This is a genomic window from Streptomyces sp. CA-251247 (genome assembly GCF_050952975.1).
Classification (GTDB): Bacteria; Actinomycetota; Actinomycetes; order Streptomycetales; family Streptomycetaceae; genus Streptomyces; species Streptomyces achmelvichensis.
On record NZ_CP191861.1, the window covers coordinates 7197188 to 7212133 of the forward strand.

Consider the following 14946-nt stretch of genomic DNA (forward strand, 5'->3'; position numbering starts at 1 on the left):
CTGGGAGGCGATGGCGCGGATGGCGGGGCGGCGGGCACTGTTCGCCGCCCCCGTGCTCCTGGTCGTGACCTTCGGCGTCTTCGCCGTCGCCGCCGCATCCCCCTTCGACCCCGTCAAGGCGTACACCGGCACCGCCGGACTGACCGCCACCCAGGAGAACCTGGACCAGATCCGCGCCAACCTCGGCGTCGACCAGCCCCTCGTCACCCGCTGGTGGAACTGGCTGATGTCCGCGCTCCAGGGCGACCTGGGGAACTCCAGCGTCCTGCGCAGGCCCGTCGCCGAGGTCGTCGGCGAGCGGATCGGCTGGTCCGCGCTCCTCGCCGTCACCGCGTTCGCCGTCGCCATCCTGCTCGGCACGGCACTGGGCGTACTGGCCGCCCGCCGCCGCGGCGGCTGGCTCGACCGCTGCGTCAGCTCGGCCGCCTACACCCTCGAAGCGGCACCCGCCTTCTGGCTCGGACTGCTCGCCATCTGGTTCTTCGCCCTCGAACTGGGCGCCCTCCCGGCCGGCGGGCTCACCGACACCGCCAGCGACGTCGTCACCTTCGGCCAGGTCGCCTCGCACCTGGTCCTGCCCGCGGCCGTCCTCGGCATCTCCCAACTGCCGTGGTTCTTCCTGTACGTACGCCAAGGGGTCGCCGACGCGCTCGACGAGGACCCGGTGCGCGGGGCCCGCGCCCGCGGACTCGGCGAGCCGACCGTCCTGCTCGGTCACGCCCTGCGGTCCGGCATGCTGCCGATGCTCACCCTCATCGGCTCGCGTGTCCCCGAACTCATCACGGGTGCGCTGCTCGTGGAGACGGTCTTCAGCTGGCCCGGCATCGCCGCCGCCACCGTCCAGGCAGCGACCTCGGTCGACTTCCCGCTGCTGGCCGCGCTCACGGTCCTCGCCACCGCCGCGGTGCTCGCCGGCAACCTCCTGTCCGACGTGCTGTACGGACTCGCCGACCCGAGAGTGGGCTTCGATGGCTGAGGCGGTGTGGCGCAGTCGCGGGCGCACCCGGCGCTCCACCCGTACCGTCCGGGTCTCCGTCTCCGCCGTCGTGGTGACCGCGGTCGTCCTCGCGGTGCTGGTCGTGCCGCCGATCGCGCAGCTCGACGAGCAGGCGGTCGATCTGTCGATGAAGCTGCAACCGCCGTCGCTCGCCCACCCCTTCGGCACCGACGACGTGGGCCGCGATCTGTTGTTGCGGTGCGTCTACGGACTGCGGATCTCGCTGCTCGTGGGCGTCGTCGCGGCCCTGGTCGCCACCGTGATCGGCACGCTGGTGGGTGCCGCCGCCGCGGCCTTCGGCGGCTGGACAGACCGGCTGGTGATGCGGCTCGTGGACACGTTCGCGTCCGTTCCCCACCTGCTCCTCGGCATCTTCATCGTGGCGATGTTCCGCCCCGGGGTCTGGCCGGTGATCGTGTCCGTGGCGCTCACCCACTGGCTGTCCACCGCCCGCATCGTCCGCTCGGAAGTGCTGTCCCTGCGCTCCCGTCCGTACATCGACGCGGCGATCTCCGGCGGTGCCTCGCGATGGCGCGTCACCGCCCGGCATCTGCTGCCGGGAGTGCTGCCCCAGGCCGGCCTCGCGGCCGTCCTGATGGTCCCGCACGCGATGTGGCACGAATCCGCGCTCTCCTTCCTCGGGCTCGGACTGCCCGCCCACGAGGCGAGCCTCGGCAACCTCGTCCAGTCCGCCCGCGGTTCCCTCCTCGCCGGCGACTGGTGGCCCACCCTCTTCCCCGGCCTGTTCCTGATCGTCCCGACGCTCGCCGTGGCGGGCCTCGCGGGCGCCTGGCGGGAGCGGATCAACCCGCGCCGGAGATCGGAGCTGATGCTGTGACCGTCCTGTCCGTACGGGACCTGTCCGTACGCTTCCGGATGCGCGGCGGCCGGCACATCGCGGCCGTCACCGGAGCCACCTTCGACCTCGCGGCAGGGGAGTGCCTGGCCCTCGTCGGTGAGAGCGGCTGCGGCAAGTCCGTGCTCGCCTCCGCCCTGCTCGGCCTGCTGCCGGGCAACGCCCAGACCGCCGGCACCGCGACCGTCGACGGTGTCGAACTGCTCGGTGCCGACGAGCGGACCCTCGCCCGCACGGTGCGCGGGCGCAGGATCGGCCTCGTCCCGCAGAGCCCGGCCGCCCATCTCACCCCGGTCCGTACCGTGGGAGTGCAGGTGTCGGAGACGGTGCGCGCACTCACCGGCACACCGCGCGGCGAACTGCGCGGGACCGCCGTGGCCGCGGCCGAGCGGGCCGCCTTTCCGGCCGGACACCTCGACCGCTACCCGCACGAGCTGTCCGGCGGCCTCGCCCAGCGGGCCGCGACCGCGCTCGCCCTCGTCGGCGACGCGCCCCTGCTCCTCGCCGACGAGCCGACCACCGGACTCGACCGTGACCTGGTGAACCGTACGGCCGACGAACTCCGCCGCCACACCGACGAGGGCCGGGCCCTGCTGATGATCACCCACGATCTGGCGGCGGCGGAACGGATCGCCGACCGCGTCGCCGTGATGTACGCCGGGCGGATCGTCGAACTCACGGATGCCGACGCCTTCTTCGGCAGCCCCGGCCCCCGCCACCCGTACGCCCGAGGACTGCTCGCGGCGCTCCCCGAACGGGACTTCGTCCCGGTGCCCGGGCTGCCGCCGGAGCTGGGAGACCTGCCGCCCGGGTGCGCCTTCGCCGCGCGCTGCGAGCGCGTGAGCGAACGCTGCGGGACGCAGCCCCTTCTCGGCGCGGGAGTCGCGTGCCACCACCCCGTGAACGCCCCCGACGACCGGGAGCCCGCCCGTGTTTGAACTCGAGGAGATCACCGCCGGGTACGACCGCGGCCACCCCGTCGTACGCGACGCCTCACTCACCCTCGCGCCCGGCGAGGCGGTCGGCCTCCTCGGCCCCAGCGGCTGCGGCAAGTCCACCCTCGCCCGCGTGGCCGCACTGCTCCACCGGCCCTACGGCGGCCGCGTCGTCATCGACGGCGAGCCCGCCCGGGGCTGGCGGCACACCGCCCCGCGGGCCCAGCGCACCGCGATCGGCGTGGTCTTCCAGCAGCCGAGGCTCTCCGCCGACCCCCGGCTGCCGCTGCGCGATCTGATCGCCGAACCGCTGCGGGCGACCGGCAGACGCGACGAGGCGGTCCGGCGGACCGGGGAACTGGCCGACCGGGTGGGCCTGACCGGGGAACTGCTGGGCCGCCGTCCGCACGAGGTCAGCGACGGGCAGCTGCAACGCGCCTGCCTCGCCCGGGCGTTGGTGCTCGAACCGCGCTGGCTGATCTGCGACGAGATGACCGCCATGCTCGACGCCTCGACAACGGCCGCTCTGGTGGCGGTCGTCGAGGACTACCGCCGTGAGCAGGGCGCCGGCCTCCTCGCCGTCGGTCACGACCGGACCCTGCTGGAGCGCTGGTGCGACCGGACGGTGCACTGGTCCGAGGCCTGGACCCACTGAGCCACGCGGGGCGGTGCCGCCCGGCACGGTCACCAGGTGACGGATGGCCGAACTCTTGGTGCAGTACTGCCGATCAGCGACGAGGCGGGCTGATACTCGGGTGTCCCTCCCGACCCCACGAGCCCGGAGGCACCACTGTGCTGACCACCCGTCGCAGAGCCGTCACGACCCTCGCCGCCGCACTGGCCGGCGCCGTCGCCGTACCCGCCGCCGCGCAGGCGGCGGAGAACCGCGGCGGGCAGCACCGCCCGCGGCCGCTGAGGCAGGCGCACGCCCACAACGACTACCTGCACGAACGGCCGCTCCACGACGCCCTGTCGCACGGATTCACCAGCCTGGAGGCCGACATCTTCCTGGTGAACGGCGAGCTGCTCGTCGCGCACACCCCGGAGGAGCTCGACCCCACCCGCACCCTGCGCTCGCTCTACCTCGACCCGCTGCTGGCGCGCGTGCGGGCGGGCCACGGCTCGGTCTACCGCGGTTACGGCAAGCCGGTGCAGCTGCTCGTCGACATCAAGACCGACGGCGTCGCGTGCTACCTCGAACTCGACCGCCAGCTGCGGCGCTACAGCCGGATACTGACCGGCTACGCGCACGGCCGGGTCCGCCCCGGCGCCGTCACCCCGGTGATCTCCGGCGACCGCGCGGCGCGCGTACCCATGGAGGCCCAGCGGCAGCGGTACGCGTTCTACGACGGCCGGCTCGACGACCTCGGCACCGCCGCGCCCGCCTCCTTCATCCCGCTGATCTCCAGCAACTGGACGTCGAGTTTCACCTGGCAGGGCATAGGACCGTTCCCCGCGGCCGAACGCGGCACGCTGCACACGCTCGTCTCCGCGGCGCACGACCGCGGTCAGCGCGTCCGCTTCTGGGCCACACCCGATGTGCCCGGGCCGGCCCGCGACGCCGTCTGGACCGAGCTGCTCGCCGCCGGTGTGGACCACCTCAACTCGGACGATCTGGCGGGCCTCGAAACCTTCCTGCGCAGGCGCGGCCGGTAGCCGGACACTCCCGCAGACTGCACCCGTACGGCGGACACGCCAGTCGGCCGTACGGGCCCTCCGCTGCGCCAGACTGACGGCCGGATGCCGCGGATCCGGCGCGGCGGAGGAGGTTGACGATGGCTGTGTCGATTTCGGTCGTACTGCTTCTGGTGGTCCTCGCGGTGATCTTTCTGCGCAACGGTGGACTCAAGCTCTCGCACGCGATCGTGTGCTGCCTGCTCGGCTTCTTCCTCGCGGGCACGAGCATGGCGCCGACCATCAGCGAAGGTGTCGCCGCCACGGCCGAGGTCGTCAGCAGTCTGCGTCCTTGAACCGTCCCTGAACCGTGCTTGAACCGCCCGGCGTACCCGGCCGGTCAGGCGCCGACGAGATGTGACCGGATCAGGAAACGCACCCCCTCCGGGGCCTCCAGCGAAAATCCGCTGCCACGGCCTTCGACGACATCGACGACGAGCCGTGTGTGGCTCCACCGTTCGTACTGGCTCCTGGAGATCCAGAACGAGATGTCCTCCTCGACGCCCTCCACCCGGAGGTCCGCGAGAAGGATGTCGGAGGACCCCGTACGGAATTCTCCCTGCGGGTAGCACATGGGGGCGCTGCCGTCGCAGCAGCCGCCCGACTGGTGGAACATCAGCGGTCCGTGTACGGCCCGCAGCCGCCGCAGCAGATCGGCGGCGGCCGGGGTCAGCTCCACGCGCGGGGTCTCGGTCATGGGCCGAGCGAAGCACGGGGGAGGTTGCAATCCCGTTGCAGGACGCCCGGCTGATCCTTCGGACGGCAACCGGGGTTGTCATACCTGTGGAATCAAGCCATACCACTGGTGCAGGATGGTCCGCGCCTGCATCGTTGGTGATCCTCTCCCGCCCGGCGGGGGAGCGCCCGCCGGATGCGGCCTCCGCCTGGCCGGAGGGACGATGGGAGGGTTCCTGGAGGGGCACACTGATGCCGAGGCCCGGAGTGGGTACAGAGCGCCTCAAGAGGTGACGACAGGCGGACGGAGGTCGTGGGATGCGCGCTGCGGAGCCTTCCCCTGACCCGGTGGAGGGGGCTGTGCGTCCCGGGGCCATCACGTCCGAGTCCGGCGGCCTGATGGATGTCCTGAACGTCGCCGCCATCATGCTGGACGCCGAGGGCAAGATCGCGCTGTGGAGCCCTCAGGCGGAGAAACTCTTCGGGTACAGCGCCGAGGAGGCCCTGGGACGGCCCGCCGCCCGGGTCATGGTGCACGAGCAGCACCATGAGCTGGTGCAACGGCTGTTTGCCGAGGTCATGGGCGGCGAGGGGAACTGGGCGGGGGTCTTCCCCGTACGCCACAAGGACGGCACGTCCCTGCTCGTGGAATTCCGCAACATGAGGCTGGAGGACGACCGCAAGCACCTCTACGCCCTGGGGCTGGCCACCGAGCAGTCCACGTTGCGGCAGGTGGAGCGGGATCTCGCGCTGTCGACCCGGCTCATCGCCCAGTCCCCGATCGGCCTCGCCGTCGTCGACTCGGAGCTGCGGTACATCACCGTGAATCCGGCCCTGGAGCGCATCAACGGTCTCGCCGCCCACGAACATGTGGGACGGCATGTCCGTGAAGCCCTGCCGTTCCTGGACACCGTGGCCATAGAGTCCGACATGCGCCAGGTACTCGCCACGGGTGTGCCGATCCTCGACCGTGAGTCGGTGGGACACACCCCGGCCGACCCCGACCACCAGCACGCCTGGTCCGTCTCCTTCTACCGGCTGGAGTCCTCGAACGGGCGTGTGCTCGGACTCGCCGTGTCCGTCGTGGACGTCACCGAGCGTCATCGCGCCACGAGCGAGGTGGCCGCCGCCCGCCGTCGCCTCACTCTTGTGGCCGATGCCTCGATGCGGATCGGCACCACCCTCGACCTCGACCGGACCGCACGGGAGCTCGCCGAGGTCGCGGTGCCCGATCTGGCCGACGTCGCGGCGGTGGACGTGCTCGACAGCGCCCTGAACGGCCGCACGGGCCCGGTGGTGCACGACGGCCCCGCCACCTTCCGCGCTCTCGCCGTGGCCGCCGCGTTCTCGACCGACGCCATACGCGCCGCCGACCAGCCCGGCGAGGTCGCCCGCTACGAGGTCGACCGGCTGGTCACCCACTGCGTGAACACGGGCCGCCCGGTCCGCGTGTCCCACGTGGACGAGGACGACCTGCGGCGGATCGCACGCAGCCCCGAAGCCGCAGAGCTGCTGGCCGCCGCGGGCGTGCACTCCTACATGGCCGTTCCCCTGATCGCCCGCGGCGAGGTCCTCGGCGCCCTCGACCTGAAGCGCACCCGCAACCCCGAACCGTTCAACGACGACGACGAGCTCCTCGCGGGCGAGCTGGCCGCGCGCGCCGCGGTCTGCATTGACAACGCACGCTGGCACCGGCAGGTCCGCAACACCGCGCTCACCCTCCAGCGCAGCCTGCTCCCGCAGCAGCCGACGGACCAGCCCGGCCTGGAGATCGCCAACCGCTACGAGCCCGCCCAGGCCGCCAGCGAGGTGGGCGGCGACTGGTTCGACGTCATCCCGCTGAACGGCGAGAAGACCGCACTCGTCGTCGGCGATGTGATGGGCAGCGGTATCAACGCCGCCGTCACCATGGGCCAGCTCCGCACCGCCACCCGCACCCTGGCCGAACTCGACCTCGCCCCCGACGAGGTGCTGCGCCACCTCGACCGCATCACCGACCGCATGGGCCAGACCATCACCACCTGCGTGTACGCGGTCTACGACCCCCACCAGGCCCAGTGCCTCATCTCCACCGCCGGACATCTGCCGCCGGTTCTGGCCCGCCCCGGCCGGCCGCCCGAACTGCTCGACCTGCCCACCGGCGTTCCGCTCGGCGTCGGCGGTTTCCCCTACCGCACCACCACGTTCGACCTGCGGCCGGGCGATGAGCTCGTCCTCTACACCGATGGTCTGGTGGAGACACGGGACGAGGCCATCGACGTCCGGCTCGACCTCCTCCTCTCGCTCCTCGGCGAGCCCGAACGAACCCTGGACGCGACCTGCGAGGTGCTCCTTCAGACATTGCGGCAGCCGGGGGACCACGACGACGTCGCCCTCCTCATCGCCCGCGCCCGCACCCACCCCTGACACGGCGGTCCCGCCCGAGCCGCCTGACAGAGCCGTCGCGCCCACTCCGCCGCCGTCAGGCGCACGGCCGCCCCGGACGTGCCCCGCCGCCCGCCGCCCCCTACCGTTCACCCTGTGAGTGATCGCCTGAACACGCAGCCGGACCTGCGCCGCGGCGGCTATCTCCGGGCCGCCGGCATCTTCGCGGTGTGCATGGCGGGAACCACACTCCCCACCCCGCTCTACGGGCTCTACCAGGAGGAGATCGGGTTCTCCGAGCTGATCGTGACGGTCGTCTTCGCCGTCTACGCCTTCGGCGTCATCGGAGTCCTCCTGCTCGCGGGCAACATCTCCGACACGGTCGGCCGCCGCCCCGTGCTGCTGTGCGGCCTCGTCCTCGCCGCCCTCAGCGCGGTGTGCTTCCTGGCCGAGAGCGGACTGCCTCTGCTCTTCCTCGGCCGCTTCCTGTCGGGGCTGTCCGCCGGACTGTTCACCGGTGCCGCGACCGCGTTCGTCATGGAATGCGCACCGCCGGGCAAGGAGGGCAGAGCCGCCTTCGCCTCGACCGCGGCCAACATGGGCGGCCTGGGCTGCGGTCCGCTGCTGGCGGGAGTGCTCGCCGAGTACGCGCCCTGGCCCCTGAAGCTCCCCTTCCTCGTCCATCTCGCCCTGGTCGCCGTCTCGTTCGCGGTGCTCTGGTTCCTCCCCGAGACCGTGCGCGAGCCGAAGCCGCTCCGCGTCGTCCGCCCGCAGTGGCCCAGCCTGCCGCCCCAGGTGCGCGCGCTGTTCGTACCGGCCGGCCTCGCCGCGTTCGTCGGCTTCTCCCTGCTCGGCGTGTTCACCTCCGTCAGCCCCGCCTTCCTCGCACAGAGCCTCGGTGTGGAGAACCACGCGGTCGTCGGGCTGATCGTCTTCCTCGCCTTCTTCGCCTCCACCGTCGGGCAGTTGCTGGTGCCCAGACTGGGTGTGGCCCGGGCGCTGCCGGCCGGCTGTTTCACACTCGTCGCCGGGCTGGCCCTGCTGGCCGGAGCCCTTGCGTGGGACCTGCTGGCGCTGGTGGTCCTCAGCGCGCTGGTCGGGGGAGCGGGCCAGGGGCTCGCGCTCAGGGGCGCCGTCGCCTCGGTCGCAGGCGCGGCGCCCGAGGAGCACCGGGCCGGGGTCATCTCCTCGCTGTTCGTGGTCGCCTACACGGGCATCTCGATTCCCGTCATCGGCATCGGCGTGCTCGCCGAACCGCTCGGCCTGGAGGACGCCGGACTGGTCTTCATCTGCTGCATGGTGGTGCTCGCCGGATCCGCCGGCATCTATCTGCTCCGCCGTCCGGCGGACCGCGCACGCGTCTGACGAGCCGGGAGCCGTCGCATGGCACACGACACGGACCCGTGGCTCACCGAGCCGCACCATCTGTTCGCCTCGGCCCCGGTGCTGCTCCTGACCCTGGCGACCGGCGCGGTCGACGCCATCAGCTTCCTCGCCCTCGGGGGCGTCTTCACCAGCGTGATGACGGCGAATCTGGCCCTCCTCGGACTCTCCGTCGGCAGCTGGGAGCTCCCGCTGGCCGGCCACTCGCTGCTGGCGATCGCGGGCTACGTCTGCGGCGTACTCCTCGGGAGCCGTATCACCGTGCGCCGCACCGGGCCGCGGTGGACGGGCGCGCGGTGCGCGCTGCTCGTGGAGACCGTCGTCCTGTGCGGCGCGACCGTCGCCTGGGCCCTGTGGGGCGGCGCCCCGCACAGCGGCGGCCGGCTCGCCCTGCTCGCGGTCATGTCGGTGGCGATGGGAGCGCAGGGCGGGGCCGTGCGCGCCGCCGGGGCCCCCGGGCTGTCGACGACGTACCTGACCGGCGCGCTGACCGGTGCGCTGACGAGCCTCATGACCACCGGCCGCCTCCAGTGGGACAACGCGGTCCTCGTCTTCGTCCTGATGGCGGGCGCGGCGCTGGGCGGGCTGATGCTCACTCAGGCCCGGCCCGCGGCCGTCGGGTTGCCGACGACTCTGGTCGCGGCCGCACTGGTCCTTTCCTTCGTCGTTTCGCCGCCGCGGCACACCTGAAGGGAAACAGGTCTCTTTCCCGCTGCGCGGGGCACACGGTCCTCACCGATTCGAGGGGAGAACCTCCATGCTTGGCATCGCAGCAGCTGTGCTGTTCTTCATCGCGTTCCTCATCAACGCGGCGGAGATCTCGACGAACGACACATTCACCGCCACCAACATCATGCTCATCGGCCTGATGTTGCTGGGTCTTCAGGTGGCGGGGATAGGAAGCAGCTGGTCGACGCGCAGCCGCAGACGTTGACCTGAGTCAGTGTCGGGAAGGGGGCGGACCGGATCACCGGCCCGCCCCCTTCCTGTGCGCTCTGTGCCGACGGGCCGGACGGGAAGGTGTACCGGGCACGACAGCCGGATGGCGGACATCGGTTTTCGGCGCCGATACGGGGTTACCCGAGCCCCATGACTGAATCGAACAAGCGAGTAACCACAGCGTCGAAGAACGAACACGTCAATGCCGCGCGAGCCGCGGGCGGGCGCGCCAAGCAGGCTTCGTCCCGGGCCGCGGACGCCGCGTCGGACGGTGCGAACGAGGCGCGGAACGCCACGGCGTCGGCCCTCGCGGGCGCCGGCAAGTCGGTCACCACGACTCTGGAGTCGGCCTCCAAGACGGTGGGCGGTGCGGCCGGTACGGCGACGAAGGCGGTGGGCGCGGCAGCCGGCACGGCCTGGCTGTTCATGAAGGCCCGCACCCTGCTGGTCGCGGGCGGTGGCGCGAGCGCCGTCGCGGTGGGCGCCGCTGCCTTCGCGGTCGGCCGGCGTACCGCACGACGCGGTTTCGGCCCCGTGACCCGTGCGACCGGTGGCCGTATCTGAGGTCTCCGCACGCGGCAATCCGCGTCGGTCTCGTACCGTGCACCGGGGACGAGGCCGGCGCGGATTCCCGCGCGTGGCGAAGCCGATCCGCCCTGCGGAGATATGAGAGCGTGCGACGCGTGCACATTGATCTGAGCAGCCGGACGGCGGTCGTCACCGGATCGTCCCAGGGCATCGGACTCGCCATCGCCACGGGCCTTGCGAGGGCGGGTGCGAGAACGGTTCTCACCGGGCGGGGCGAAGAGCGTCTGCGGCAGGCCGCGGGCAGCCTGATCGAGGCGGTGCCGGCGGCCGACGTGGCGACCGTGACCTGCGACCTGACCACGGAGGAGGGCGCCGGGCTGCTGGGTGACGCGGTCCCCGACGCCGACATCCTCGTCAACAACCTCGGCATCTTCGGACCCACCGACGCCCTGGACATCACCGACGACCAGTGGCGCGAGTACTTCGAGACCAACGTCCTCAGCGCCGTGCGCCTCATCCGTGCCTATCTGCCCGGGATGAAGGAGCGCGGCTGGGGCCGGGTCCTGAACATCGCCAGCGACTCGGCGCTCGTCGTCCCGGTCGAGATGATCCACTACGGCATGTCCAAGACGGCTCTGCTGGCCGTCTCACGCGGCTTCGCCAAGGACGCCTCGGGCGCCGGGGTGACGGTGAACTCCGTCATCGCGGGACCCACCCACACGCCGGGTGTGGAGGACTTCGTGTACGACCTGGTGGGCAAGGACAGACCCTGGGACGAGGCGCAGCGCGAGTTCATGCGACTGCACCGTCCACAGTCCTTGCTGGGGCGGCTGATCGAGCCCGAGGAGATCGCCAACCTGGTCGTCTACCTCAGCTCCCCGCAGGCGTCTGCGACCACCGGCGCGGCCGTCAGGGTCGACGGCGGTTACGTCGACTCCATCGTCCCCTGAGGGACCCCTCGGACACCCCCGCGCCGCACGGGCATCCGGGATGATCCCGGGCGCGCGGCGCGTTGAACAACTGCCCAGAGACCTTTACCGACGACGGGATGGATGCCATGCCTCTTGAGGGTGAGTACGAGCCGAGCCCGGAGAAGTGGGTGCGTGACCAGGTGGAGCTCTTCGAGAGCTCCGGCGGTTCCAAGGGCACCACGATGCGCGGGATGCCGGTCATCATCCTGACCACCCGCGGCGCCAAGAGCGGCAAGATCCGCAAGTCCCCGCTGATGCGGGTGGAGCACGAGGGCGAGTACGCCGTGGTCGCGTCGCTGGGCGGGGCGCCGAAGCACCCTGTCTGGTACCACAACGTGGTGGCCGATCCCCGGGTGGAGCTCCAGGACGGCGCGGTGCGCCAGGACATGACGGCACGTGAGGTGACCGGCGAGGAGAAGGCCGCGTGGTGGGCCCGCGCGGTCGAGGCGTACCCCGACTACGCGGACTACCAGAAGAAGACGGACCGGGAGATCCCCGTCTTCGTGCTGGAGCGGGTGCCCGAGGGCCACTGACGGCCCGTCCGAAGGCCGTCAGTGGCGCACGCGCACCCGCCAGGGTGTCGGTCTATTCGACCTTGGCCCAGTCGAGCGTGCGCTCCACGGCCTTCTTCCAGCCCGCGTAGCCCTCCGCACGCTGGTCCTCGGACCACTGCGGCTCCCAGCGCTTCGACTCCTGCCAGTGGGTGCGCAGTTCGTCGGTGTCGCGCCAGAAGCCGGTGGCCAGGCCGGCCGCATAGGCGGCGCCGAGCGCGGTGGTCTCGGCGACGACCGGACGGCTGACCGGTACGCCGAGGACATCGGCCTGGATCTGCATGCACAGGTCGTTGGCGGTCACACCGCCGTCGACCTTGAGCACGTCGAGGTGGACGCCGGAGTCCTGCTCCATGGCCTCCACCACGTCCCGGCTCTGGTAGCAGATGGCTTCGAGCGTGGCCCGTGCCAGATGGCCGTTGTCGTTGTACCGGGCGAGGCCGACGATCGCGCCGCGGGCGTCGGAACGCCAGTACGGGGCGAACAGTCCGGAGAAGGCGGGGACGAAGTACATCCCGCCGTTGTCCTCGACCGTGCGGGCCAGTGTCTCGCTCTCGGCGGCCGTCTTGACGATCTTCATCTGGTCACGCAGCCACTGGACCGCGGAACCGGTGACCGCGATGGAGCCCTCCAGGGCGTAGACCGCAGGGCTGTCGCCGAACTGGTACGCCACCGTGGTGAGAAGGCCGTGCTCCGAACGCACCAGCTCCGTACCGGTGTTCAGCACCAGGAAGTTGCCGGTGCCGTAGGTGTTCTTGGCCTCGCCCGGCGAGTAGCAGACCTGGCCGACGGTCGCCGCCTGCTGGTCGCCGAGCACGCCGGCGATGGGGATGGCCTCGCGCAGGGGCCGCGAGGTACGTGTCTCGCCGTAGGCATCCGCGCTGGAGGACGGCTTGATGCTCGGCAGCATCGACCGCGGGATGTCGAAGAATCCCAGCAGTTCGTCGTCCCAGTCCAGCGTCTCGAGGTTCATCAGCATGGTGCGGCTGGCGTTGGTCACGTCCGTGGCGTGGATGCCGCCATCGGGACCGCCCGTGAGGTTCCACAGCACCCAGGCGTCCGTGTTGCCGAAGATGGCATGGCCCTGCTCCGCGGCTTCACGGACGCCGTCGACGTTCTCCAGGATCCACTGGATCTTGCCGCCGGAGAAGTACGTCGCGGGCGGCAGACCCGCCTTGCGGCGGATGACGTCGCCCTTGCCCGAACGCTCCAGGGCGGCGGCGATGGAGTCGGTCCGGGTGTCCTGCCAGACGATGGCGTTGTAGTAGGGGCGGCCGTTGCGCGGGTCCCAGACGACGGTCGTCTCCCGCTGGTTGGTGATACCGATCGCCGCCAGGTCGGCCGGCGACAGATTTCCGTGCCGGAGGGCGTTCTGGATCACCGAGTTGGTGCGCTCCCAGATCTCGACGGGGTCGTGCTCGACCCACCCCGATCGGGGAAGGATCTGCTCGTGCTCCAGCTGATGCTTCGCCACTTCGTTTCCGGCGTGGTCGAAGATCATGAAACGGGTGCTGGTGGTTCCCTGATCCACCGCGCCGACGAAGTCCGCCATGGCTGTGCCGCCTCTCCTGTCGGATGGGCTGGGGTTGTGGCCTCCGCGTGGTGCGCGGAGGGCTCGGTCAGCCTTCCGGGGCCGGAACGCGTCCGGGGAATCGCCCAGCCATGGGAGCCTGCTTCCGCCGGTTCGGGACCGGTCGTCGACTGCCCGGGTTGTCCAGAAAACAGCGTAGAACGGACGGCGGTGATCCGCGCGCGATGGGATGGGGTCCCGCCTTGTGCGAGGGTGCGCGGATGGCGCTCGGCGGGAAAAGTGCAGGTCAGAGACTTCTCGCGGGAGGTGCTGCGAGGACAGGGCCTTGCCGGCCCGCGCGCTCGACGGTTTCGCGCGGGGTGGGTTCGCGCGGGGAAGGTTCACGCGGGGAGGGCGAGGCTCGGCTCCCTGGAGTGGGTGTTCGGGAAGCTCAGGGTCCGGTAGACCGACACGCCTCCCGCCAGTTCTCTGCACGCCCGTGCCGCGGCGGTGGCGCGGTGCGGGCACGCGGGGTCGGCTGCGTCCAGTAGCACTCCCAGCGTCGTGCCGCTGTGTCCGACGGCCACGCCCAGTCCGCCGACCTCGCGGGAGATCTCCCGCATGCGCTCCAACGACCGTTTGTGCCGAAGGGATTGGTTCATCAGCGCGCTGCGGGTGGCGACCCGGCCGACCTCCGCGAGGTCACGGGAGCGTATGGCGCCGGTGAGCCGGTCCAGCAGGCGTGCGTACTCGTGCCGGTCCGCTGTCGTGAACGGTTTGGGGATGCGGTTGAAGTCGACGGTGTCGACCGCTCCGCCCTCGTCGATCCCCACCACGGTCATGGCCGGCAGGGATCCGAGGACGGCGCGCAGGCGCACGCTGCGGTGGTGGAAGGCGACGATACCCGGATAGAGCACGCCGTCGGTGGGTTCGATGCCTGCCAGGAGCCGCTCGATCCGGGCGGCGGGCATCGCGATGCCCAGGGCCTGTCCCACGGCCCGCGCCGTCGCGACCAGGTCGGCCGATGAGCTGGCCAGCCCCTTGCCCTCCGGGATGACGCTGTTGACGGTCAGCACCCCGCCGGTCGGCACCCCGCCGGTCGGCCGCGGAGCCTGCTCGACGATGGCGCGTGCCAGTTGCAGAGCCTTCCGCTTTCGGGCCGGCCGGACCACCACCCCGCTCATGTGCGGATCGGGGCGGAAGGTCGCCCTCGTCCAGCGCGCGACGGGCAGAGTGACGAGGAAGTCCCCGTCCTTCTCCGGCAGCACGCCTTGGAGCAGCTCGCCGAAGGTCCCGAAGGCGGTCCCCACTCCACTGCCGATCGTCCCTCCCGCCGGTTCTCCGCGTGGCGGACATCGTCGTGCCCCGGCCTCCTGGGTCGGCTTCACGGGACTCCTCCCTGGTGGCGCATCAGACGAAAGTGATAATCGTTTCTATCTGAGTCCCACACTGCGGGGCAAGTCCGGGCCCCGAGTCACAAACGGTCTTGACAATCATTTTCAATTAGTGTGATGCTCTCGGCTCGATCCGGTCGTCACCAGGCGCCGGGGACACCGACACCGT

At 71.3% G+C, this 14946-nt stretch carries 16 protein-coding genes; 13 read left to right on the top strand and 3 right to left on the bottom strand.

All coding sequences use genetic code 11. The annotated features are described in order from the left end of the window. The first annotated feature begins 10 nt into the window (after window positions 1–10). The 6 genes from ACQPWZ_RS32105 (at window position 11) to ACQPWZ_RS32130 (ending at window position 4758) form a co-directional block, all read left to right on the top strand. Window positions 11–976, top strand: a complete 966-nt coding sequence (locus ACQPWZ_RS32105; RefSeq protein ID WP_405576040.1) for an ABC transporter permease — start codon at window positions 11–13, stop codon at window positions 974–976. Further along, window positions 969–1835 carry an ABC transporter permease gene (locus ACQPWZ_RS32110; RefSeq protein ID WP_356700605.1) on the top strand — a complete coding sequence of 289 codons (867 nt, stop codon included), beginning with the start codon at window positions 969–971 and terminating at the stop codon, window positions 1833–1835. The genes ACQPWZ_RS32105 and ACQPWZ_RS32110 overlap by 8 nt, the downstream gene beginning before the upstream one ends. A 38-nt stretch (window positions 1836–1873) precedes the next feature. Then, entirely contained in the window at window positions 1874–2791 is a 918-nt protein-coding gene (locus tag ACQPWZ_RS32115) for an ABC transporter ATP-binding protein (RefSeq protein ID WP_433573897.1), read from the top strand. Further along, window positions 2784–3443, top strand: coding sequence for an ABC transporter ATP-binding protein (locus ACQPWZ_RS32120; RefSeq protein ID WP_356700603.1), 660 nt, complete (start codon window positions 2784–2786; stop codon window positions 3441–3443). The genes ACQPWZ_RS32115 and ACQPWZ_RS32120 overlap by 8 nt, the downstream gene beginning before the upstream one ends. A 137-nt stretch (window positions 3444–3580) precedes the next feature. Next, a complete protein-coding gene (locus tag ACQPWZ_RS32125) occupies window positions 3581–4444 on the top strand; it encodes a phosphatidylinositol-specific phospholipase C/glycerophosphodiester phosphodiesterase family protein (protein ID WP_433573125.1) in 864 nt (287 codons plus the stop codon). A 119-nt stretch (window positions 4445–4563) separates the two neighbouring features. Continuing rightward, complete coding sequence (locus ACQPWZ_RS32130; protein ID WP_313942687.1) at window positions 4564–4758, top strand: hypothetical protein; 195 nt, start codon at window positions 4564–4566, stop codon at window positions 4756–4758. Window positions 4759–4802: 44 nt separating this feature from the next. Here the strand turns inward: ACQPWZ_RS32130 and ACQPWZ_RS32135 are convergent, their stop codons facing one another. Continuing rightward, on the bottom strand, window positions 4803–5159 hold the full coding sequence (locus ACQPWZ_RS32135; RefSeq protein WP_313942686.1) for a DUF779 domain-containing protein: 357 nt from the start codon (window positions 5157–5159) through the stop codon (window positions 4803–4805). 296 nt (window positions 5160–5455) lie between these two features. On the opposite strand from ACQPWZ_RS32135, the gene ACQPWZ_RS32140 reads away from it, so the two are divergent. The 7 genes from ACQPWZ_RS32140 (at window position 5456) to ACQPWZ_RS32170 (ending at window position 11855) form a co-directional block, all read left to right on the top strand. Next, the gene (locus ACQPWZ_RS32140) at window positions 5456–7543 is read left to right on the top strand and encodes a SpoIIE family protein phosphatase (protein ID WP_433573126.1); all 2088 of its coding nucleotides are present in this window, start codon (window positions 5456–5458) and stop codon (window positions 7541–7543) included. Window positions 7544–7669: 126 nt separating this feature from the next. Continuing rightward, window positions 7670–8866, top strand: coding sequence for an MFS transporter (locus ACQPWZ_RS32145; protein ID WP_433573898.1), 1197 nt, complete (start codon window positions 7670–7672; stop codon window positions 8864–8866). Between the two features lie 18 nt (window positions 8867–8884). Further along, window positions 8885–9574, top strand: coding sequence for a YoaK family protein (locus ACQPWZ_RS32150; RefSeq protein WP_433573127.1), 690 nt, complete (start codon window positions 8885–8887; stop codon window positions 9572–9574). Between the two features lie 67 nt (window positions 9575–9641). Further along, window positions 9642–9818, top strand: a complete 177-nt coding sequence (locus ACQPWZ_RS32155) for a hypothetical protein (RefSeq protein ID WP_313942684.1) — start codon at window positions 9642–9644, stop codon at window positions 9816–9818. A 155-nt stretch (window positions 9819–9973) separates the two neighbouring features. After that, window positions 9974–10387, top strand: coding sequence for a hypothetical protein (locus ACQPWZ_RS32160; RefSeq protein WP_383235669.1), 414 nt, complete (start codon window positions 9974–9976; stop codon window positions 10385–10387). A gap of 119 nt (window positions 10388–10506) precedes the next feature. Then, on the top strand, window positions 10507–11301 hold the full coding sequence (locus ACQPWZ_RS32165; protein WP_356700593.1) for an SDR family NAD(P)-dependent oxidoreductase: 795 nt from the start codon (window positions 10507–10509) through the stop codon (window positions 11299–11301). A 107-nt stretch (window positions 11302–11408) separates the two neighbouring features. Beyond that, window positions 11409–11855: a nitroreductase family deazaflavin-dependent oxidoreductase gene (locus ACQPWZ_RS32170; RefSeq protein WP_340478100.1), complete on the top strand. Its 447-nt coding sequence runs from the start codon at window positions 11409–11411 to the stop codon at window positions 11853–11855. 52 nt (window positions 11856–11907) lie between these two features. Here the strand turns inward: ACQPWZ_RS32170 and glpK are convergent, their stop codons facing one another. Both glpK and ACQPWZ_RS32180 read right to left on the bottom strand, forming a co-directional pair. Further along, window positions 11908–13425 carry a glycerol kinase GlpK gene (gene glpK / locus ACQPWZ_RS32175; protein WP_327677842.1) on the bottom strand — a complete coding sequence of 506 codons (1518 nt, stop codon included), beginning with the start codon at window positions 13423–13425 and terminating at the stop codon, window positions 11908–11910. A 359-nt stretch (window positions 13426–13784) separates the two neighbouring features. Then, window positions 13785–14705, bottom strand: a complete 921-nt coding sequence (locus ACQPWZ_RS32180) for a kinase (protein ID WP_433573899.1) — start codon at window positions 14703–14705, stop codon at window positions 13785–13787. Between the last annotated feature and the right edge of the window lie 241 nt (window positions 14706–14946).

Bases quoted from the DNA above. Each gene is read 5' to 3' on its own strand.
- ACQPWZ_RS32170 (WP_340478100.1), top strand. From the start codon at position 11,409: ATGCCTCTTGAGGGTGAGTACGAGCCGAGCCCGGAGAAGTGGGTGCGT.
- ACQPWZ_RS32140 (WP_433573126.1), top strand. From the start codon at position 5,456: ATGCGCGCTGCGGAGCCTTCCCCTGACCCGGTGGAGGGGGCTGTGCGT.
- ACQPWZ_RS32130 (WP_313942687.1), top strand. From the start codon at position 4,564: ATGGCTGTGTCGATTTCGGTCGTACTGCTTCTGGTGGTCCTCGCGGTG.
- ACQPWZ_RS32115 (WP_433573897.1), top strand. From the start codon at position 1,874: ATGCGCGGCGGCCGGCACATCGCGGCCGTCACCGGAGCCACCTTCGAC.
- glpK (WP_327677842.1), bottom strand. From the start codon at position 13,425: ATGGCGGACTTCGTCGGCGCGGTGGATCAGGGAACCACCAGCACCCGT.
- ACQPWZ_RS32135 (WP_313942686.1), bottom strand. From the start codon at position 5,159: ATGACCGAGACCCCGCGCGTGGAGCTGACCCCGGCCGCCGCCGATCTG.
- ACQPWZ_RS32105 (WP_405576040.1), top strand. From the start codon at position 11: ATGGCGCGGATGGCGGGGCGGCGGGCACTGTTCGCCGCCCCCGTGCTC.
- ACQPWZ_RS32110 (WP_356700605.1), top strand. From the start codon at position 969: ATGGCTGAGGCGGTGTGGCGCAGTCGCGGGCGCACCCGGCGCTCCACC.
- ACQPWZ_RS32150 (WP_433573127.1), top strand. From the start codon at position 8,885: ATGGCACACGACACGGACCCGTGGCTCACCGAGCCGCACCATCTGTTC.
- ACQPWZ_RS32160 (WP_383235669.1), top strand. From the start codon at position 9,974: ATGACTGAATCGAACAAGCGAGTAACCACAGCGTCGAAGAACGAACAC.
- ACQPWZ_RS32155 (WP_313942684.1), top strand. From the start codon at position 9,642: ATGCTTGGCATCGCAGCAGCTGTGCTGTTCTTCATCGCGTTCCTCATC.